16 protein-coding genes and 1 pseudogene are annotated in these 19,760 nt (G+C 57.7%); 7 read left to right on the top strand and 10 right to left on the bottom strand.

The genetic code is table 11. The annotated features are described in order from the left end of the window. The first annotated feature begins 3 nt into the window (after positions 1-3). Positions 4-3,141, top strand: a complete 3,138-nt coding sequence (locus tag IM313_RS07545) for an efflux RND transporter permease subunit (protein WP_192971445.1) — start codon at positions 4-6, stop codon at positions 3,139-3,141. Here IM313_RS07545 and IM313_RS07550 read toward each other — a convergent pair. Then, entirely contained in the window at positions 3,092-4,213 is a 1,122-nt protein-coding gene (locus IM313_RS07550) for a YbdK family carboxylate-amine ligase (RefSeq protein WP_192971444.1), read from the bottom strand. The two genes, IM313_RS07545 and IM313_RS07550, sit on opposite strands and share 50 nt — an antisense overlap. Positions 4,214-4,318: 105 nt before the next feature. Here IM313_RS07550 and IM313_RS07555 point away from each other — a divergent pair, with 105 nt between their 5' ends. Further along, complete coding sequence (locus tag IM313_RS07555; protein WP_126300333.1) at positions 4,319-5,209, top strand: oxidoreductase; 891 nt, start codon at positions 4,319-4,321, stop codon at positions 5,207-5,209. Positions 5,210-5,262: 53 nt separating this feature from the next. On the opposite strand, the gene IM313_RS07560 is transcribed toward IM313_RS07555, so the two are convergent. Both IM313_RS07560 and IM313_RS07565 read right to left on the bottom strand, forming a co-directional pair. Continuing rightward, positions 5,263-5,697: a hypothetical protein gene (locus IM313_RS07560; RefSeq protein ID WP_192971443.1), complete on the bottom strand. Its 435-nt coding sequence runs from the start codon at positions 5,695-5,697 to the stop codon at positions 5,263-5,265. 278 nt (positions 5,698-5,975) lie between these two features. Beyond that, positions 5,976-6,439 (bottom strand): annotated as a pseudogene (locus IM313_RS07565) (type II toxin-antitoxin system HigA family antitoxin). Positions 6,440-6,550: 111 nt separating this feature from the next. Here IM313_RS07565 and IM313_RS07570 point away from each other — a divergent pair. After that, positions 6,551-8,518 carry an SIR2 family protein gene (locus IM313_RS07570; protein WP_192971442.1) on the top strand — a complete coding sequence of 656 codons (1,968 nt, stop codon included), beginning with the start codon at positions 6,551-6,553 and terminating at the stop codon, positions 8,516-8,518. 628 nt (positions 8,519-9,146) lie between these two features. Here the strand turns inward: IM313_RS07570 and IM313_RS07575 are convergent. Both IM313_RS07575 and IM313_RS07580 read right to left on the bottom strand, forming a co-directional pair. Then, the gene (locus IM313_RS07575; protein ID WP_192971441.1) at positions 9,147-9,602 is read right to left on the bottom strand and encodes a hypothetical protein; all 456 of its coding nucleotides are present in this window, start codon (positions 9,600-9,602) and stop codon (positions 9,147-9,149) included. Positions 9,603-9,794: 192 nt separating this feature from the next. Further along, positions 9,795-10,676: a LysR family transcriptional regulator gene (locus tag IM313_RS07580; RefSeq protein ID WP_192971440.1), complete on the bottom strand. Its 882-nt coding sequence runs from the start codon at positions 10,674-10,676 to the stop codon at positions 9,795-9,797. A gap of 105 nt (positions 10,677-10,781) precedes the next feature. Here IM313_RS07580 and budA point away from each other — a divergent pair, with 105 nt between their 5' ends. The 4 genes from budA to IM313_RS07600 all read left to right on the top strand — a co-directional run bounded on the left by budA (position 10,782) and on the right by IM313_RS07600 (position 14,650). After that, the gene (gene budA / locus IM313_RS07585; RefSeq protein ID WP_028012263.1) at positions 10,782-11,561 is read left to right on the top strand and encodes an acetolactate decarboxylase; all 780 of its coding nucleotides are present in this window, start codon (positions 10,782-10,784) and stop codon (positions 11,559-11,561) included. Further along, the gene (alsS, locus tag IM313_RS07590; RefSeq protein WP_206689309.1) at positions 11,533-13,254 is read left to right on the top strand and encodes an acetolactate synthase AlsS; all 1,722 of its coding nucleotides are present in this window, start codon (positions 11,533-11,535) and stop codon (positions 13,252-13,254) included. Before budA ends, alsS begins: the two co-directional genes overlap by 29 nt. A gap of 20 nt (positions 13,255-13,274) precedes the next feature. After that, positions 13,275-14,045 (top strand): (S)-acetoin forming diacetyl reductase, encoded by a 771-nt coding sequence (locus IM313_RS07595; RefSeq protein WP_192971439.1) that lies wholly within the window; start codon positions 13,275-13,277, stop codon positions 14,043-14,045. A 131-nt stretch (positions 14,046-14,176) separates the two neighbouring features. Then, positions 14,177-14,650 carry a cold-shock protein gene (locus tag IM313_RS07600; protein ID WP_045260739.1) on the top strand — a complete coding sequence of 158 codons (474 nt, stop codon included), beginning with the start codon at positions 14,177-14,179 and terminating at the stop codon, positions 14,648-14,650. 43 nt (positions 14,651-14,693) lie between these two features. Here IM313_RS07600 and IM313_RS07605 read toward each other — a convergent pair whose 3' ends face one another. From IM313_RS07605 to IM313_RS07625, 5 genes are all read right to left on the bottom strand, one after another. Beyond that, positions 14,694-15,398, bottom strand: coding sequence for an ABC transporter ATP-binding protein (locus IM313_RS07605; RefSeq protein ID WP_048998940.1), 705 nt, complete (start codon positions 15,396-15,398; stop codon positions 14,694-14,696). Further along, the gene (locus IM313_RS07610) at positions 15,385-16,221 is read right to left on the bottom strand and encodes an ABC transporter ATP-binding protein (protein ID WP_192971438.1); all 837 of its coding nucleotides are present in this window, start codon (positions 16,219-16,221) and stop codon (positions 15,385-15,387) included. Before IM313_RS07610 ends, IM313_RS07605 begins: the two co-directional genes overlap by 14 nt. Further along, complete coding sequence (locus IM313_RS07615; RefSeq protein WP_048998938.1) at positions 16,214-17,047, bottom strand: ABC transporter permease; 834 nt, start codon at positions 17,045-17,047, stop codon at positions 16,214-16,216. The genes IM313_RS07610 and IM313_RS07615 overlap by 8 nt, the downstream gene beginning before the upstream one ends. Further along, positions 17,047-18,060: an ABC transporter permease gene (locus IM313_RS07620; protein ID WP_048998937.1), complete on the bottom strand. Its 1,014-nt coding sequence runs from the start codon at positions 18,058-18,060 to the stop codon at positions 17,047-17,049. The genes IM313_RS07615 and IM313_RS07620 overlap by 1 nt, the downstream gene beginning before the upstream one ends. A gap of 97 nt (positions 18,061-18,157) precedes the next feature. Beyond that, complete coding sequence (locus IM313_RS07625) at positions 18,158-19,726, bottom strand: ABC transporter substrate-binding protein (protein ID WP_048961394.1); 1,569 nt, start codon at positions 19,724-19,726, stop codon at positions 18,158-18,160. Between the last annotated feature and the right edge of the window lie 34 nt (positions 19,727-19,760).

The raw sequence follows: 19,760 nt of genomic DNA on the forward strand, positions 1-19,760 counted from the left end.
ATCATGCTGACGTTTTTTATCAAACGCCCGCGCTTCGCGATGGTGATTGCGCTGGTCATCACCCTGCTGGGGGCGATCGCGCTGAGGATCATTCCGGTGGAGCAGTACCCGCAGATCACCCCGCCGGTGGTGAATGTCTCTGCCAGTTGGCCGGGCGCCAGCTCGGCTGACGTGGCGGAGGCCATCGCCACGCCGCTGGAGACGCAGCTTAACGGGGTGGATCACATGCTCTATATGGAGTCCACCAGTTCGGATGAAGGTAGCTACAGCCTGAACATCACCTTTGCGGCAGGGACCGATCCGGACCTCGCCGCCATCGACGTGCAAAACCGCGTGGCGCAGGCCGTGGCGCAGCTGCCGACCGAGGCACAGCAAAACGGGGTACAGGTGCGCAAGCGCGCCACCAACCTGATGATGGGAGTAAGCCTTTACTCACCGAACAACACCCACACGCCGCTGTTTGTCAGCAACTACGCCAGCACCCAGGTGCGCGAGGCGCTGTCGCGTCTGCCGGGCGTGGGGCAGGTGCAGATGTTTGGCGCGCGGGACTACAGCATGCGCATCTGGCTGCGTCCGGACCGCATGAACGCCCTGAACGTGACCACCGATGACGTGGCGCAGGCGCTGCGCGAGCAGAACGTGCAGGGGGCGGCGGGCCAGATCGGTACGCCACCGGTATTCAACGGCCAGCAGCAGACGCTGACCATCAACGGGCTGGGGCGCTTAAGCCAGGCCGAAGACTTTGCCGACATCATTATTCGCGCCGGGGAGATGGGCCAGCTGGTGCGCATGAAGGACGTCGCCACCATCGAGCTCGGCTCGCGCAGCTACAGCTCGGGCGCCCAGCTGAACGGGCATGACTCCGCCTATCTCGGCATCTACCCAACGCCGTCCGCCAACGCCCTGCGCGTGGCCGACGCGGTGCGCGCGGAGCTGGAGCGTCTCTCGACGCGCTTCCCGGACGACCTGGTCTACGAGGTAAAATTCGACACCACCACCTTCGTTGCCGCCACCATTAAAGAGATTGGCGTCTCGCTGGCGCTGACCATGCTGGCGGTTGTGGTGGTCGTTTCCCTGTTCCTGCAAAGCTGGCGCGCGACGCTGATTGTCGCCCTCGCCATTCCGGTGTCGCTGGTGGGCACCTTTGCGGTGCTCTACGCGCTCGGCTACTCCGCCAACACGCTGAGCCTGTTCGCCATTATTCTGGCGCTGACCATGGTGGTGGATGATGCCATCGTGGTGGTTGAGAGCGTCGAAACCCTGATGGCGGAAGGGCAGAGCCGCACGGCGGCGACCGCGCTGGCGCTGCGCCAGATCGCCGGGCCGGTGATTGCCACCACGCTGGTGTTGCTGGCGGTGTTTGTGCCGGTGGCGCTCCTGCCGGGAATTGTGGGCGAGCTGTACCGCCAGTTCGCGGTGACGCTCTCCACCGCCGTCACGCTCTCAAGCCTGGTGGCGCTGACCCTGACGCCCGCGCTCTGCGCGATGCTACTGCGCCCGCGTCCGGCGAAGCCTGCCGCCATTTTCCGTGGGTTCAACCGTGGGCTGGACGCCACGCGCACGCTTTACACCCGGATAGTGAGCGTATTCAACCGGCGTCCGTGGCTGGCGCTGCTGGCCACCGCAGGCGCGGCGGCGGTGGTGGCGTTCAGCTTTATGTCGATGCCAAAGGGCTTCCTGCCCCAGGAAGATCAGGGCTACTTCTTCGCCAGCGTCCAGCTGCCGGAAGCGGCCTCGCTGGAGCGCACCGAAGCGGTGATGGCTACCGCGCGCGCGCTGATCGCTAAAAACCCGGCGGTGGAAGACGTCATTCAGGTCTCCGGGTTTAACATCCTCAATGGTACCAGCGCGTCGAACGGCGGGTTTATCTCCATCATGCTGAAGGACTGGAGCGAGCGCCCGCCGCTGGATGAGGTGATGGGCACCCTTCAGCGCCAGCTGCTGGCCCTGCCGGAAGCGACCATCATGACCTTCGCGCCGCCGACGCTGCCGGGGCTGGGCAACGCCTCTGGCTTCGACCTGCGCATTCAGGCGCAGGCGGGGCAGAGCCCGGCGGAGCTGGAGCGCGTCACGCGTGAGGTGCTGGCAAAAGCCAACCAGCATCCGCAGCTGAGCCGCGTGTTCACCACCTGGAGCAGCAACGTGCCGCAGCTAACGCTGACCGTTGACCGCGAGCGTGCGGCTCGCCTCGACGTGCCGGTGTCGCGCATCTTCAGCAGCCTGCAAACCGCCTTCGGCGGCACGCGCGCCGGGGATTTCAACGTCAACAACCGCGTCTACCACGTGGTGATGCAGAACGAGATGCAGTGGCGCGAGCGCGCGGAGCAAATCAGCGAGCTGTTCGTGCGCAGCAACAGCGGCGAGCGGGTGCGTCTGAGCAACCTCGTCACCATCACGCCGACCGTCGGCGCGCCATTTATTCAGCAGTACAACCAGTTCCCGTCGGTATCGGTAAGCGGTTCGGCAGCGGAAGGGGTAAGCAGCAGCACCGCGATGGCGGCGATGGGCGAAATTCTGGCGCAGAGCCTGCCTGCCGGGTACGACTACGCCTGGAGCGGCATGTCGTATCAGGAGCAGCAGACCGGCAACCAGGCGGTATGGATTGTGCTGGCGGCGGTGGTGATGGCGTGGCTGTTCCTCGTCGCCCAGTACGAGAGCTGGACGCTCCCGGCGAGCGTGATGCTTTCGGTGCTGTTCGCCATCGGCGGGGCGCTGGTCTGGCTGTGGCTGGCGGGCTACGCCAACGACGTGTACGTGCAGATCGGTCTGGTCTTGCTGATCGCGTTAGCGGCGAAAAACGCGATTCTTATCGTGGAGTTCGCCCGCGCGCGGCGGATGGACGGGATGGCGATTGTCGATGCCGCGCGGGAAGGGGCATCGCGCCGCTTCCGCGCGGTGATGATGACCGCCGTGTCGTTCATTATCGGCGTCCTGCCGATGATGCTGGCGACCGGGGCGGGTGCCCAGAGCCGCCGCATCATTGGCACCACGGTGTTCAGCGGCATGCTGGTGGCAACCGTGGTAGGGATTGTGTTTATCCCCGCGCTGTTCGTGCTGTTTCAGCGCCTGCGCGAGTGGGGCCACGGCCTTACTACGGACTCGTCGCCCACAGCTCGCAGTGCTTCTGAACCAGAGAAATAAGCGAGCCGCCGTCGGCGATGAAGTCCCGCATGCGCTGCGCCTCGCTCTTGCCCTGCTTTAACAGCAGGGCAATTTCATTAATTGCGCTCGTTGCGCCGAGCTTTTCGGCCGACGGCGCAACCTGCTCCAGCAGCCAGGCGATATCCTCCGCCACGGTTTTGTGCTCGCCGGTATGCACGTCCGTCAGAACCCCCTCCAGCCCGTAGCGACACGCCTGAAAACGGTTAAAGCGGTACAGCAGAAAATCCCGCTCCTGATGCTTATACGGCCGCGTGGTCAGCAGCCAGTGAGACGTCGCCTGGATCAGCCCTGCGATATTAATCGCGTGGCCGAGCGTCAGCGGGGTATCCATCACCCGTACCTCCACGGTGCCAAAGTGCGGGCTGGGGCGGATGTCCCAGTGCAGATCTTTAATGCTGTCGATCATGCTGGTAGCGCTCAGGCGGCGGAACAGCCCCTCGAACTCCTGCCAGCTGTTAACCCACGGCATCTGGCCGTTATCCGGGAACCCGGAGAAGATGTTGAGCCGCGACGAGGAGAACTTCGTGTCTGTGCCCTGCATGTACGGCGAGGCGGCCGCCAGGGCGATAAAGTGCGGCACGAAGCGCGACAGGCCGTGCAGGAGATAAATGGCGTCATCCCCGGTCCGGCAGCCGACGTGCACGTGCTGTCCGAACACCGTTGCCTGCAAAATCAGGTAGCCAAAGCGCTCCAGCGTGACGTTATAGCGTTCGTCGTCGCACACCTCCTGACGCTGCCACTTCTGGAACGGGTGCGTCCCGCCGCCGCAGATCTGGATGTGCTGCTCCGCCGCCGCGCGCAGGATGCTCTGCTGCATCACCGAGAACTGCGCCGCCGCCTGGTCAATGGTCTGGCACACGCCGGTGGCGATTTCGAGCATGCTTTCGGTGATGTCGTGTTTGACTTCACCGCCTTTGATGTCGTCTTTGACGGCGGCGATGAGGGCAGAGGAGTCCTGGCTCAGATCGTAGCCCGGCGGGTTAACCACCTGCAGTTCGAGTTCGATGCCGAGGGTGAACGGTTCAGAGGATTTGAAATCAGGTAAAGGCATGGCGCACTCCGTTGTCTGTTGTGTGTTGAGTATAGACAACGACGTGGCGCTCACTTTTCAGGGTGGTATAACTGTTAGCAGGCTTAGCGAAAAGAGGGGTTAACCATGTCTGAGAATCCAGTGATTGCGCTGATTGGTCCCGGTGCGATTGGCACCACCATTGCCGCGGTGTTGCATGACGCTGGCCGCACGCCGCTACTCTGCGGACGCACCGCGCATCCGGAATTACGCCTGCGTTACGACGAGGGGGAAACGGTTGTGCCCGGTCCGGTATTCACCGATCCGTCCGTCATTACTCGCCCCGCAGATCTTGTTTTTGTGGCGGTAAAAACGACGCAAAATTCCGACAGCGCCGGGTGGCTGCGCGCGCTGTGCGATGAAAACACCGTGGTCTGCGCGCTGCAAAACGGCGTAGAGCAGAAGGCGCAGCTTGAGCCTTTGGTCAGTGGCGCAACGGTGCTGCCGTCGGTGGTCTGGTTCCCGGCGCAGCGCGAGCCGGATGCCTCCGTCTGGCTCCGGGCGAAGCCGCGCCTGACGCTACCGGACGCGCCCCAGGCGCAGCGGGTGGTCGAAGCGCTTCGTGATACGCGCTGCGCGGTTGAGCTCTCGGAAGATTTCGCCACCGTCGCCTGGCGCAAGCTGCTGCAAAACGCGGTCGCCGGGCTTATGGTGCTGGCCAACCGCCGCGCCGGGATGTTCAGGCGAGAGGATGTCAGCGAGCTGGCGCTGGCCTACCTGCGCGAAGGGCTGACCGTCGCCCGCGCTGAAGGGGCGAAGCTGAACGATGACGTGGCGCAGGAGATTCTGGCGAACTTCCAACGCGCGCCCGTGGATTTGGGTACGTCGATTCTCGCTGACCGTCAGGCGGATCGCCCGATGGAGTGGGATATCCGCAACGGCGTCATCCAGCGCTACGGCCGCAAACACGGCATTGCGGTGCCCATCAGTGACGTGGTGGTGCCGCTGCTGGCGGCGGGGAGCGAGGGGCCGGGGTGAGCCTGGGTCTGGAGTGAAGGAAAGACCCGGCCGTTGTGCGCCGGGTAGCGTCTCTACTTAGCCTGACGGGCTTTCTCTGCTTTCAACTCTTCCATGGTTGCCTCCAGGATCCAGAGGCACTGAGCACCGTCAAACGTTTCCAGCAGCGCCTGGCGGGTACGCTGATAGAACGCGTCGATTTCTTCGGGGGATTTCTCTAAAGGCGGCGTGCAGACAATATCGCTGCCTACCATATGCGGCCACTTTCCGGCGTCAATGGCGCGGAGCGCTTTCAGCGTTGCGTTCGTGTTTGTTATGAGCGCTGCGGCTAAGGCGTCCTCCAGCTGTTGCGCCTGCTTGACGTCAGCCGTAGCAGACAGGGCAGGAGCTTGTTCAATCCAGTGTGCATCACCAGAGGCGATTCCATTAAGTGCTGATGACCAGTCAGTGCTGGCTGCAATGGCTGGGACGGTGAGCGCCGATAGCAATAGAACGATTGAGTATTTCATCGCGCTATTCCCCGCTCGCCGACATCGTTTTTGCACCATACATAAACGGTTATAGACATGTGCTTAAACTCCATTTAAGAAAATCCTGATAAATTCTTGTATTACAGCAAGTTAAAACAGGTGGGACGTTATCGTTTATAAAAAATCCCGTCAATGATGGCGCAACAGGGATATGAAATATATCAACTTCCGTTGATACAGATTATGAAAGCCGACGTATTGCAATTTGATAATGCAAACATTGGCTTGGTGATTTACCAGGATTTTTTAACTGTCAATTATTCAAATAGCTCTCGGAATGACCGCACAGAGCCTACTTTCCATCTATCTCCCACAAACGCGCTCACCGGCACGTCAAAACGCTTCGCCAGCGCTCGCATATGCTCCTGCGTTAACGTGCGCTGTCCATTCAGGATCCGACTCACCAGAGACTTCTTACCAATCTCGTTCTCGAAATCGCTCTGAGTGAGTTGGTACTGATCCATCAGCGTTCGCAATAACGCAACGCCTGACAGAATGCTGGCAATACGCGCGTTAAATTCGGCAAACTCCGGGGATTCATTTTCGTATTTATCGATTTTGGAAGTGAATATCTCTACCAGCGGGTTATCGGGGTCGTGCTCGATCAGATACTCCACCAGCGCCAGCGCATCCTCGTAGTCTTGTCGCGACGGGCTTGAACCCAGGAAGGGAGCTCGTTTGTCAGAGCGTTTGCCGCTTTGATGGCTGCTGCGTAATTCATTATCATTTGTGTCGCATAAGTCATTGTTTTATGTTGAAATTAATAATATAATCTGTTTGTAATTCAACTTTATATGGTGATGAAATCGCCACTGCTCACTGAGAACCTTGGATGAAAATTAAACCTCAAAAGCATTTAATCAACATACTAACGTCAACTAAAAACCATCATCCAAATTTCACTCTTTTTTTAGGTGCCGGCTCTAGTATAACTAGCGGTGTAAAAAGTGCGGGGGGGATGATACAAGATTGGCGTGATGCATATGATGATATGCATGGTGAAGGTGAGGTGCGTAAACAGGTTTGGTTTGACAAAGATAATGAATATTCAGAGTTATTTGAGTCATTGTATGATCAACCAACTCAGCGGAGAGAATATATTGAAAGTTGTATAACAGCCGCTAATCCATCTTGGGGGTATGTTTACTTAGTCAATTTACTCAAAGAAAAACATTTTAATACAGTATTTACAACAAACTTTGACGATCTCCTTAATGAAGCATGCTACACATTTTCTGATAGCCTAAGGCCTGTAGTATGCGCTCATGATTCGAGTATAAACAGCGTAAGGCTCACGTCTTCAAGACCGAAGATAATAAAGCTTCATGGTGATTTTCTTTTTGATAATATAAAAAATACTATTCGAGAACTTGAGTCCCTTGAGGATAATATGCGGTCTAAGTTCCGTCAGTTCGCAAATGAATTCGGTATGATAGTCATTGGCTACTCCGGTCATGATCGCTCTATAATGGATACGCTTAATACATTATTGCATAGCAAAAATTGTTTCCCTCATGGTATTTATTGGTGTACACGTGATAAGTTTGAGGACTTACCTGATGGTCTCAAAAATCTAGCTCGCTTCCCGCGCTTTCATTTAATACAAATCACAGGTTTTGATGAATTTATGGCTGAACTTCATCTCGCACTAGGGTGTAAATTACAAGATGAAGTTGTTAACCCATATTCTGCTTTATCAAAAAAATTGGATAAATATTTTACGTCCCTGCAAGACACTGATGGGGATGAATTGTCAACTCATCCATTAATTAATTCTGATATGATCAATTTGGCCGATCATGTTAGGCAGGTAAACTCAGTAAGTCAGTTTGTTAGAAAAATAAAAACCCTTCTACCATCGGAAAGAACCAGTATCGATGACGCATCTATTACACAATCACTAGAAATTATGCTTAAAGAAACACGTTTTGCTGGAGGAAGGGATAATATTTTATTTTATAACACACCTAATTTTCTTATTGCTAATTCAGCATTTCGTGCAGAAGAATATGATGAATGCATAGAATATTGTCTTAAGCATCTTGAAAATGGTCCATTCATTGAGGCTGTAATACTTATTTGTAGAGCTGCCTTGAAAAAAAGAGATTTAACTTTACTTGATGATAATATCAAACTGCTTAAATCTTACGCGAAAATAAAAGATAGTGAAGTTAGCAAGGCAGTAAATTTCTGCGTTGAGCTCATTTCGGACGAAGATTATCCTAGAGCACTTGATATCCTTGAATATATCGAGTCCCTTCCTATAAATGTAAATCATAAAGATATGATTTTAATTAATAAAGTCTTGGTTGCCAAGTTGACAGAGCAGCAAGTTTCTGATAAGCAAAAGTCCAGTCTTAGGGATATTTACAATCAGTCAATCGATAATAATTCTTATTGGGTTGCATTTGGCGCAGCTGTCTTACTCGACGATGATGAAGCTGCATTTGGTGTCGCAGATCAGCTTTCGGAAAGCTCATTCAGAAGCATTTTATGGATTGAAATGCCTATATTCACACTTGTATCAACACCATTGTATGAAAAGCTTATCGATTTGGCTCTAACTAAAGGTTTTGAAGTACCAGATGTTGAAGAAACAGAAGAACCAGTTGAAAGTGAGAGTATATCCAATAATCAAGTGGCTGATAACCAAATAAAAGTAGAAGATCTACCAACAAGTACGATGATGGATGAGAACGAGATCAGCGGCTCATTGACTCCCACGATATCAAGTGGTATTGATGAGGTAAAAGATACTGAATCCACACACACGATGCATAACTCGGGCACTGCAATCTAAAATTTGAACTAAACTGTTAACAAGTAAGTACAGATGGACACAAGGAGCCTTTTATGAAAGAAAAAAACTTAAATTCCCCAAAACTTCCAGAAGCTAATAAAGATAGACTTAAAGCATTGTTAACGAAATAAGGCAAAGGCCGCTAAAGCGGCCTTTTTCTTATTTATCAGAAGGTTAGGTTGTGTTATCTTGTTCTCTTAGCATGATGCAGCAGCTTTTCGGTAGAAGTTACAAGCCTACTTTGTTAACGATCTAAGCGTACTTTTCCAAAAAAAAGTAACCGTTACTAATATGATGGGATTTCTTCCCTGAAAGTAAATATAACTAAATCCTAGCGAGCGCATTAAACTCACTCACTTCGTTCGTGCAATGAGTTGTGTTTACCTGACATGAGTTAACAGTTACAGGGATCGACAAAGCGAATGCATACTGTCGATTGGGTTAACAATCAATAGCCTCAAGTCAAAATCGTTCAAATTCTAGTAAACATATGTATGCTTAGGTGGCTTACGATTACACAACACATTAATTATCTTTTACGGTAATGAGAACGACTTGGCGCAGTAATGATACCGTTTGAAAGTCATGGCCTACATTCTATAAAAATGCCAGTCTCCCATCGCCCGCTTCAGAGCGCCGTTATATACGGCTCCTTCACAAACTCCGCCAGCAGCCAGACCATATCATGCAACAGCCCGGTGAGTTCTTTCGCCACGTTCGCAGGCAACGTCCCGCCCATTATCGCCAGCGTTAACGCCACGGCATAATCCACCTGTAGCGCCGTTTCTTGCCAGCATTCCGGCACGCAGGAGGCGATCTTTTCTCCCGCAATGAGTCGTTCGACCAGATACGGCGGAAGTTCCGAGTCACAACTCTTGCGCAGCCGTTTCAGCGCAGCCAGCAGTCGCTCGCAAAGGGTGGCAAAGGTCACTGCGTCGTCAGTTTCCACCAGTACGCTGACATACGCGGTACAGGCATCGACCAGTTCAAAAAGATCCGCAGAATCGGAAATTGAAGCGTTGATGAGGTGATGAACAGCGCTTTCTTCAGAGAGCGCGTAAGAAAATCCTGGGGTAGTGGCCATTTAGCATCCTCTTTGTCTAAAAAACGTCATGTTATGCTAACGGGTTCCTACGCCCGGTTACGGTTGTGCCGCAACGCAGGCACTTTACGACCATAAACAAGGGATGAAAAGCGATAACCCTGAATTACATAAGGTTGCTTGCAGGTTTGCGAGGCGGCTTCCAGAACGGCATTTCCGGGCACCGCCGCACCATTAATCCTCGCTCATCATCGCCAGAAACCGCTTCACCGTCCGCGAACGTTCGAAGCGCCGCCAGCAGAGCGCGATGTCGGTATACAGCTCCGGTGAGCTCAGCGTGTGATAGGTGACATTCGGCGGAGAAATGGCCGCCATGGATTTCGGCACCAGCGCGAACCCGCCGCCGGCAGAGACCATGCTCAGGGAAGAGGAAAGCTGCGACGACTGCAGCGCGCGCTGCACGTTTATTCCGGCCCGCTCGCAGCAGCCGTGAACCCGGTCGTACAGGCCTGGCGCGACCTCCTGCGGGAACAGTACCACCGGCGTATCCCGAAGCTGCTCTAATGCCAGCGAATCGCACGTCGCCAGGGGATGATCGCGATGCAGCGCCACCACCATTGGCTCCCGGTCGAGGATTTTTAATTCGAATACCTTGCTGCTTTCGCACGGCAGGCGCACGAAGGCGATATCCAGCTCACCCTCCGCCAGCATCGTGGTCAGCGACGACATGTTGGCTTCCACCTGGTGAACCTGCACTGCCATGTTCTGCACCTGAAACTGGCGGATCAGGGCGAAGATTTTGGGATGAAAAGCATCCGAACTGGTAATGCCAATCGACAGGCTGCCGTTCAGCCCGCGCGCGATGCCCCGGGCTTTCTCCAGCGCGGCGTCGCTCAGCGCCAGGATCTTACAGGCGTCCTCATAGAAGGCTTCTCCCGCCTCGGTCAGCTCCACGCCCCGCGTCAGGCGCCTGAACAGCGGCGTGCCCACTTCCTCCTCAAGCCGTTTGATCTGCTGGCTCAGAGGAGGTTGTGAAATACCCAGCGCGTTGGCCGCCCTGGTGAAGTGTCGCTCGCGTGCTACCGCGACAAAATAGCGCAGATAACGAAGTTCCATATCAAAAACGTCTCAAACCAGCATGGATTCTATATTGGAACTCTCTGCTGAATCGGGTCAACATTTATTTAACCTTTATAAATAAAGTTGAAGAGGACGAGCATGATGATGCATTCATCTGCATGCGACTGTGAGGCGAGTTTATGCGAAACCCTGCGCGGGTTCTCGGCTCAACATCCTGACAGCGTGATCTATCAGACATCGCTAATGAGCGCCCTGCTAAGCGGCGTCTACGAAGGGGAGACCACCATCGCCGACCTGCTGGCACACGGCGATTTTGGCCTCGGCACCTTTAACGAGCTGGACGGCGAAATGATTGCCTTCAGCAGCCAGGTGTACCAGCTGCGCGCCGACGGCAGCGCCCGCGCCGCGAAGCCGGAGCAAAAAACGCCGTTCGCGGTGATGACCTGGTTCCAGCCGCAGTACCGCAAAACCTTCGACGGGCCGGTCAGCCGTCAGCAGATCCACGACGTGATCGACCAGCAAATCCCCTCCGACAACCTGTTCTGCGCGCTGCGCATCGACGGCAATTTCCGCCACGCGCACACCCGCACCGTACCGCGCCAGACGCCGCCGTACCGGGCGATGACCGACGTACTGGACGACCAGCCGGTGTTCCGCTTTAACCAGCGCGAGGGCGTGCTGGTGGGGTTCCGCACGCCGCAGCATATGCAGGGCATCAACGTGGCGGGCTATCACGAACACTTCATCACCGACGACCGACAGGGCGGCGGCCATCTGCTCGATTACCAGCTGGAGAGCGGCGTGCTCACCTTCGGTGAAATTCACAAGCTGATGATTGACCTGCCCGCCGACAGCGCGTTTTTACAGGCCAACCTGCACCCCAGCAACCTTGATGCGGCTATCCGCGCCGTCGAAAACTAACAGGAGAACTACCGTGAACAGTGAGAAACAGTCACGTCAGTGGGCGCACGGCGCCGATATGGTTGTCGGCCAGCTGGAAGCGCAGGGCGTGAAGCAGGTGTTCGGGATCCCGGGGGCAAAAATCGACAAGGTCTTTGACTCCCTGCTGGACTCCTCCATTGAGATCATTCCCGTACGCCACGAGGCCAACGCGGCGTTTATGGCGGCGGCAGTGGGGCGTCTGACCGGCAAAGCCGGGGTGGCGCTGGTCACCTCCGGACCGGGCTGTTCGAACCTGATCACCGGTATTGCCACCGCCAACAGCGAAGGCGACCCGGTGGTAGCGCTGGGTGGGGCGGTGAAGCGGGCGGATAAAGCGAAGCTGGTGCATCAGAGCATGGACACCGTCGCGATGTTCAGCCCGGTGACGAAATACGCCGTAGAAGTGAACTCCCCGGACGCGATTGCCGAGGTGGTGTCCAACGCGTTTCGCGCCGCCGAGCACGGCAGGCCGGGCGGGGCGTTTGTCAGCCTGCCGCAGGATATTGTCGACCAGCCCACCACGGGGGCGATTTTGCCCGCCAGCGGTCCCGCGCTGATGGGGCCGGCACCGGAATCCGCCATTAACGACGTGGCGAAGCTTATTGAAAAGGCCAAAAACCCGGTCATCTTACTCGGCCTGATGGCCAGCCAGCCCGCCAACAGCGCCGCGCTGCGCAAGCTGCTGGAGAAAAGCCGTATCCCGGTCACCAGCACCTACCAGGCCGCCGGGGCGGTGAATCAGGAGCACTTCACCCGCTTTGCCGGACGCGTCGGCCTGTTTAACAACCAGGCGGGCGACCGGCTGCTGCATCTGGCGGATCTGATTATCTGCATCGGCTACAGCCCGGTGGAATACGAGCCGTCCATGTGGAACAGCGGCGACGCTACGCTGGTGCACATTGACGTGCTGCCCGCCTATGAGGAGCGCAAGTATGTTCCCGATCTGGAGCTGGTGGGGGATATCGCCGCCACGCTGAATCTGCTCGCCAGCCGCATTGAGCACAAGCTTGAACTGAGCCAGCGCGCCTCGGAAATTCTGGTCGATCGCCAGCATCAGCGGGACCTCCTCGACCGCCGCGGCGCATCGCTTAACCAGTTTGCCCTGCATCCGCTGCGCATTGTGCGCGCCATGCAGGACATCGTGAATAACGACGTGACGCTTACCGTCGATATGGGCAGCTTCCACATCTGGATCGCCCGCTACCTCTACAGCTTCCGCGCGCGTCAGGTGATGATCTCCAACGGTCAGCAGACCATGGGCGTGGCGCTGCCGTGGGCGATTGGCGCGTGGCTGGTCAACCCGGGCCGCAAGGTGGTGTCGGTCTCCGGCGACGGCGGATTTTTACAGTCGAGCATGGAGCTGGAAACCGCCGTACGCCTCAACGCCAACGTGCTGCACATCATCTGGGTGGATAACGCCTACAACATGGTTGCCATTCAGGAAGAGAAAAAATACCAGCGTCTTTCCGGCGTCGAGTTCGGCCCGGTCGATTTCAAAGCCTATGCCGACGCCTTTGGCGCGAAAGGCTTTGCCGTGGAGAGCGCCGACGCGCTCGAACCGACGCTGCGTGCGGCGATGGATGTCGATGGCCCGGCCGTGGTGGCCATTCCCGTCGACTACAGCGATAACCCGCTGCTGATGGGCCAGCTCCATCTCAGCCAGATTTTGTGAATCAACATAAGGACAGAGAAATGCAAAAAGTGGCTCTCGTAACAGGCTCAGGCCAGGGGATTGGTAAAGCGATCGCGCTTCGCCTGGTGAAGGATGGGTTTGCCGTCGCCATCGCCGACTATAACGAGGAGACGGCGAAAGCGGTCGCCGATGAAATCACCCGCAGCGGCGGGAAGGCCGTTGCCGTGAAGGTGGACGTCTCTGACCGCGAGCAGGTATTTGCGGCGGTGGAGAAAGCCCGCACCGCGCTGGGCGGCTTCAACGTTATCGTCAACAACGCCGGGGTCGCGCCGTCCACGCCAATCGAATCCATCACGCCGGAGATTGTCGACAAGGTCTACAACATTAACGTGAAAGGGGTGATCTGGGGGATCCAGGCCGCGATTGACGCGTTCCGCAAAGAGGGGCACGGCGGCAAAATCATCAACGCCTGCTCCCAGGCGGGCCACACCGGCAACCCGGAGCTGGCCGTCTACAGTTCCAGTAAATTCGCGGTTCGCGGCTTAACCCAGACCGCCGCACGGGATCTTGCCCCGCTGGGGATCACCGTTAACGCCTACTGCCCGGGCATCGTTAAAACGCCGATGTGGGCGGAGATCGACCGTCAGGTTTCCGAGGCGGCGGGTAAACCGCTCGGCTACGGGACCGAGACCTTTGCCAAACGCATTACGCTTGGCCGCCTGTCCGAACCGGAAGATGTTGCCGCCTGCGTTTCATATCTTGCGGGGCCAGATTCTGACTATATGACCGGCCAGTCTCTGCTCATCGATGGTGGGATGGTGTTCAACTAAATTCTAATAAGCTCTGACATGAGTTTTCCCCTGCCTCCGAGCAGGGGCTTTTTTTTGTCTCCTCCGCCATTGTGCATTACACTGCGCGCTGCAAAACTTTAGTCATTACGATCTGACAGGCGGTAACAGCGATGAACGGTACAATCACAACGTGGTTTAAAGATAAAGGCTTCGGATTTATCAAAGATGAAAACGGCGACAACCGCTATTTTCATGTGATTAAGGTCGCGAACCCCGATCTGATTAAAAAAGACGCTGCGGTGACCTTCGAACCAACCACCAACACCAAAGGCCTTTCCGCGTATGCGGTGAAGGTGATCCCGGAGAGCAAGCATCTCTATATCGCGGGCGAGCGCGTGAAGCTCACCTCGATCAAATCCTTCGTGGTATTCAGCGAAGAAGAGCCCGTTGAGACCAAAATCGACAAAGAGAACGCGGTGCTGTCGGTGGGGCTACTGATGAACAGCATCAAACCAAAATCCGACAAGAAGCCGGGCGAAATGCGTACGGTGAAGAAGCTGGCGATCACTACCTTCCAGAACACGACGATGATCTTTACCGAAGATGAAATCGACATTGATGCCACGGTGAAGCTGCTGAAGTGATGGTTTGCCGGGTGGCGGCGATGCCTTACCCGGCCTGCAAAACTTAACCCATTCTGTGCTCGCCCCGTAACATCGCCTCACGGTCAAACACCTTCTGAATCGCCCCGTGCGCCATAAACGCTGCCCGGTCGGACATATGGGCAATCACGTCCGCGTCGTGGCTCACCAGCAGATAGGTCATCTCATGCTCGGCCTTCAGGCGGTTAAGCAGGTTCAGGATTTCCGCCTGCACCGACATATCCAGCGCCGAGGTCGGTTCATCCAGCAGCAGAAGCTGCGGGCGCAGCAGCAGCGCCCGGGCAATGGCAACGCGCTGGCGCTGGCCGCCGGAAAGCTGGTGCGGGTAGCGCCTGCCCGCCTCGGCGGAAAGCCCCACCTGCTGCAGCGCATCCGCCACCTTTTCCGCAACCTGCGTTTCACCGTGGAGGCTTAACGGCTCCGACAGGGTGCGCGCAATGGTGTGGTTTGGATGCAGCGACGCCCACGGATCCTGAAACACCATCTGCACGTTGCGGCGAAGATTGCCTTCAAAGCGGCGCCCTGGCGTTAACGTTTCTCCCAGCAGCGCAATACTGCCGCGCCACTCGCGCTGTAGCCCTGCCAGCACGCGCAGAAGGGTCGATTTGCCGCAGCCGGATTCGCCAATCAGGCTGAACGTCTCGCCTCTCTCTATGCTAAAGCTGGCGGCAGAGACCGCCGTTTTTTCCCCGAAGGTGACCTGCACCTGGTTAACCTCAACGAGCGCCATCGCTGGCCTCCTTCCACGGCTGCGAACGATCGAGCGTCGGCAGCATCTGTCCATAAGTATGGGCGTCTGGACGACAGGTCCACAGGGTGCGCGTGTACGGATGCGTCGCCTGCGGAAGCTGGCTTGCCGCCATCTCATCGACCTTTTCACCCTGATACATCACCAGCACGCGGTCGCAGTGCTCCGCCACCAGCGGCAGATCGTGGCTGATTAACAGCATCGCCATCTGGCGTTCTTCGCACTGCTGCACCAGCAGCTCGAGGATCTGGTTGCGCAGGCGGGCGTCCAGCGCGGAGGTCGGTTCGTCGGCAATCAGCACCTGCGGGTTGTTGATCAGCGCAATCGCAATCATCACCCGCTGGCCCATGCCCCCGGAAAGCTCGCCGGGATAGCGTGACAGCACGTTCTCGTTCAGCCCGACGGCGCTGATGATGTCGTGAATGCGCGCCGCACGCTCCGGGCGCGTCAGGCGCTGATGCAGCGTGAGCGCCTCATCAAGCTGGGCGGCGACGCTTTTCACGGGGTTTAGGGCGTAGCGCGGGTCCTGCAGGACCATCGCAATCCCGTTGCCGCGCAGCGCCTGCCAGCGGCGGGCGTTCAGGGTCAGCAGATCGTTGCCAAGCACGTTAAGCCGGTTCGCGCACACGATACCGGGTTTACGCACCAGACCCATCAGGGCGCGGGCGGACATCGACTTACCGGAGCCGGATTCTCCCACCAGCGCCAGCCGCTCGTTGCCAAGCCGAAAGCTCAGGTTGTTGACCACGCGCGCGGCCGGGTAGTCGATATTCAGCGCATCGACGATAACGCGGTGTTCAGTCATGCTGTGGCTCCAGTACGTCGCGCAGGCCATCGCCCAGCAGGTTAAACGCCAGGCTGGCAAACAGGATGGCGCCGCCCGGAATGGCGGCAATCCACCACTGGTCGAAAATCACCTGCATGCCGTCGGCAATCATCGCCCCCCATTCGGCCATGGGCGGACGCGCGCCAAGGCCGAGGAAGCCGAGACCGGCGGCGGCCAGAATAATCCCCGCCAGATCCAGCGCCAGCCGCACAATCGCGGACGGCAGGCACAGGGGCAGAATATGGCCGACCAGCAGGCGCAGGCCGCGGATCCCCATCATCTCCGCGGCGGCCAGATAATCGCTGTGGCGCAGACGCTGAATCTCGCTCCGCGCCTGACGCGCGTAGGCGGGCCAGGTGGTTAAGGCCAGCGCCAGCGCGCCGTTGACCAGCCCCGGGCCAAGCATCGCCACAAACGCGAATGCGAGGATCAGGCGCGGCATCGACATCACCACATCGGTAAAGCGCATCAGGATACGCTCCACCCAGCCGCCGTAGTAGCCGGACAAAATGCCCACCAGCAGCCCGGCGGGCAGGGTAATGACCGTCACCAGGGCCACCAGCCCGAGCGCCGGACGGGTGCCGTAAATCAGGCGCGAGAGCAGATCGCGCCCGTAGCTGTCGGTGCCCAGCCAGTGCTGGGCGCCAGGTGCCTCCAGGCGCGCGGCAGCGTCCTGCCAGTTCGGATCTACCGGCGCCAGCCAGGGCGCGAACAGGGCAATAAACACCAGCAGCGCGAGGCCAATCAGTCCGCAAACGGCGGCAGGGGAGCGGCGCAGGCGGCGTAAGAAGAGATAAAACGGCATCAGCGCACCCTGGGATCGGTCGCCCGCACAAGCAGGTCGGTAAGGTTATTGATCAGTACAAAGCAGACGCCAATCAGCAGCGTACCGCCCATAACCGCGGTCGTGTCTCCGGCGAACAGGGCGGTGGTGAGATAGCGTCCGATGCCCGGCCACGAGAACACGGTTTCGGTTAATACCGCACCTTCCAGCATGCTGGTATAGGCCAGGGCGATCACCGTCAGCAGGGTGCTGCGAATGTTCGGCAGCACGTGGCGCAGCAGAATGGCCATCTCCCCGGCACCCTTGGCGCGGGCAAGCAGGATGTACTCCTTGTTCATTTCGCTGAGGCAGGCCGAGCGGGTCAGGCGGGTAATGCTTGCCAGCGAGTAATAGGCCAGCAGCAGCACCGGCAGCACCAGGTGGCTGATGGCGTTGCGGAATGCCTCGCGATCGCCGGAAAGCCAGGTGTCTATCAGCGCAAAGCCGGTGCGCGGCTCGACGGTGAACTGCCAGATATCGTCCAGCCTGCCGGGGCCCACGCTCCACTGCAGCTTCGCGTAGAACAGGGCCAGCATCAGCAGGCCAAGCCAGAAAATCGGCACCGAGTTGCCGAGCAGGGTAAGCGTTCTGATCGCGACATCGAGCGGCGAACCGGCGTAGCGGGCGCACAGCACCCCGGCCGTCACGCCGAGCACGGACCCAATGATTAACGCCAGCGTCGCCAGCTCCAGCGTAGCGGGGAAGGCGTGCAGCAGATCCTGCAGCACCGGCTGCCCGGTAGCGCTGGCGGTGCCTAAATCACCGTGGGCGAGATTTTGCAGATAGTGCCAGAACTGCACGGGCAGGGGACGATCCAGCCCGAGCTGGTGGCGAACCTGATCGTACGTTGACTGGCTGGCGTGATCCCCGACGATCTGCAGCACGCGATTGACCGGGGAAAACGCCGAAAGCGCAAACGTGACGAGCAGCAGCCCGAAGAGCGTCAGCAGCAGGGTCAGCAGACCCTGAAGCACGCGGGTGGAAAGATGTGGCATGGGAAATCTCTTCATGCCGGGTGCGGCTTCGCCTTACCCGGCCTACAAAAACCGAGAACACAGGCCGGGTAAGCGCAACGCCACCCGGCAACAAGGGCTACTTCGTGACGCGATCGTACCAGACCATATCCGCGTTCAGCCCCTGCTGATACCCCTTCACGTTATCGCGCACCGCGATCTGGGTTTTGCCCTGATCGACGAACACGTACGGCGAGCTCTGCTGCAGCTGTTCCTGCATCTTCTTGTACAGATCCAGACGCTTCGCCGGATCCGGTTCGGCAACCGCCGCCAGCGTGGCCTTGTTCAGCTCCGGGATTTTCCAGCCGTTCAGACCGGCCACGGTGCTGGACTTCCCGTCGTTCCACGCGAAGGCGCTGGCGTTTGAGTGCGCATCGAAGTAGTCCGGGATCCACAGACGAATCGCCGCCTGATGCTGCTTAGCGCGCACGCGGGCATAGACCTGGCTCCCGGCGGCAGGCAGCAGATCCACCTTCACGCCACCCTGAGCAAAGCTCGCCTGCATCGACTGGGCAATAGTGATAAACGGCGGCTTGTTCTCCACGTCCAGCGTGAAGTGCGCGTCCTTAATGCCCGCTTTGGCGAGGATTGCCTTCGCTTTTGCCGGATCAAATTTAAACGGATTGTCTTCCAGCGCGCCCGGCAGGCCGACCGGCAGGAAGCTCTGGTGAACAAAATACTGGCCTTTCAGCAGGTTTTTAGTGATGCCGTCATAGTCGACCAGCCAGCGCGACGCTTCCCAGAACGCCGGGTTGTTCAGCAGCGGATTGGCGCTGTTGCCGGTGTTAAACACCAGGTAATTCTGCTCGGCGGACGGAATGCTCAGCACCTTCACGCCCGGCTTGCCGTCCAGGGCGCTAATCTGGTCTGCACCCAGATCGCGCGCCACGTCCGCATCCCCCTGCTGGATCAGCAGGCGGCGTGAAGCCGGATCGGGAACGTTCTTAATGATGATGCTTTTCAGCTTCGGCGCGCCGCCGGGGGCGGAATCGTTGGCTTCCAGCACGATGGCCTGATGCGGCTGATAGACGCGCATTTTGAACGCGCCGCTGCCCGCCGAGTGCATTTTCAGCCAGGCGTTGCCGAAATCGTTATCCTTGACGTTTGCGGCGACCTGCTTTTCATCGACGATGGAGGCTATCGGCGTGGAGAGGATATTCAGCGCCACCGAGGGGCTAACGTCCGCCGTCCAGTGAAGCTGGAGGGTATGATCGTCCACCTTTTTCAGCTGGCTGGCGATGTTGCTCGCGTCCCAGCCCAGCACGTTGAGGATAAAGGCCGGGGATTTGTTCAGCGTCACGGCGCGGGTATAAGAGAAAATCACGTCTTCCGGACGCAGCGGGTTGCCGGAGGCGAATTTTGCATCGGGTTTAAGCTTGATGGTCAGGGTTTTTGCTGCCGCATCCGCGTCCCAGCTTTCTGCCAGAACCGGCGTGATTTTTTCCGGATTATCGCGGTCCGGCTGCACCAGACGCTGGTACAGGCTCGGCACGGTCTGGATGCTGGAGAGCTCGTTGGCTTCGGCCGGGTCGAGGCTCACGATGTCATCAAGACCCTGAGCAACCACCAGCGTCGTCGGCGGCGTAGCGGCGTGGGTAGCGCCTGAGAGCGCAGCCAGCATCAGTAACGGCAACAGTTTTTTTGTCATAGCGATCCCTGAGAAGAATATATTGTGATTGTTT

Source organism: Enterobacter cloacae complex sp. P2B, assembly GCF_014895985.1.
In the GTDB taxonomy this organism is placed as follows: Bacteria; Pseudomonadota; Gammaproteobacteria; order Enterobacterales; family Enterobacteriaceae; genus Enterobacter; species Enterobacter bugandensis.

Excerpts from the sequence above, each read along its gene's own strand:
- IM313_RS07545 (WP_192971445.1), top strand. The coding sequence starts at position 4 with ATGCTGACGTTTTTTATCAAACGCCCGCGCTTCGCGATGGTGATTGCG.
- IM313_RS07550 (WP_192971444.1), bottom strand. The coding sequence starts at position 4,213 with ATGCCTTTACCTGATTTCAAATCCTCTGAACCGTTCACCCTCGGCATC.
- IM313_RS07555 (WP_126300333.1), top strand. The coding sequence starts at position 4,319 with ATGTCTGAGAATCCAGTGATTGCGCTGATTGGTCCCGGTGCGATTGGC.
- IM313_RS07560 (WP_192971443.1), bottom strand. The coding sequence starts at position 5,697 with ATGAAATACTCAATCGTTCTATTGCTATCGGCGCTCACCGTCCCAGCC.
- IM313_RS07570 (WP_192971442.1), top strand. The coding sequence starts at position 6,551 with ATGAAAATTAAACCTCAAAAGCATTTAATCAACATACTAACGTCAACT.
- IM313_RS07575 (WP_192971441.1), bottom strand. The coding sequence starts at position 9,602 with ATGGCCACTACCCCAGGATTTTCTTACGCGCTCTCTGAAGAAAGCGCT.
- IM313_RS07580 (WP_192971440.1), bottom strand. The coding sequence starts at position 10,676 with ATGGAACTTCGTTATCTGCGCTATTTTGTCGCGGTAGCACGCGAGCGA.
- budA (WP_028012263.1), top strand. The coding sequence starts at position 10,782 with ATGATGCATTCATCTGCATGCGACTGTGAGGCGAGTTTATGCGAAACC.
- alsS (WP_206689309.1), top strand. The coding sequence starts at position 11,533 with ATGCGGCTATCCGCGCCGTCGAAAACTAACAGGAGAACTACCGTGAAC.
- IM313_RS07595 (WP_192971439.1), top strand. The coding sequence starts at position 13,275 with ATGCAAAAAGTGGCTCTCGTAACAGGCTCAGGCCAGGGGATTGGTAAA.
- IM313_RS07600 (WP_045260739.1), top strand. The coding sequence starts at position 14,177 with ATGAACGGTACAATCACAACGTGGTTTAAAGATAAAGGCTTCGGATTT.
- IM313_RS07605 (WP_048998940.1), bottom strand. The coding sequence starts at position 15,398 with ATGGCGCTCGTTGAGGTTAACCAGGTGCAGGTCACCTTCGGGGAAAAA.
- IM313_RS07610 (WP_192971438.1), bottom strand. The coding sequence starts at position 16,221 with ATGACTGAACACCGCGTTATCGTCGATGCGCTGAATATCGACTACCCG.
- IM313_RS07615 (WP_048998938.1), bottom strand. The coding sequence starts at position 17,047 with ATGCCGTTTTATCTCTTCTTACGCCGCCTGCGCCGCTCCCCTGCCGCC.
- IM313_RS07620 (WP_048998937.1), bottom strand. The coding sequence starts at position 18,060 with ATGCCACATCTTTCCACCCGCGTGCTTCAGGGTCTGCTGACCCTGCTG.
- IM313_RS07625 (WP_048961394.1), bottom strand. The coding sequence starts at position 19,726 with ATGACAAAAAAACTGTTGCCGTTACTGATGCTGGCTGCGCTCTCAGGC.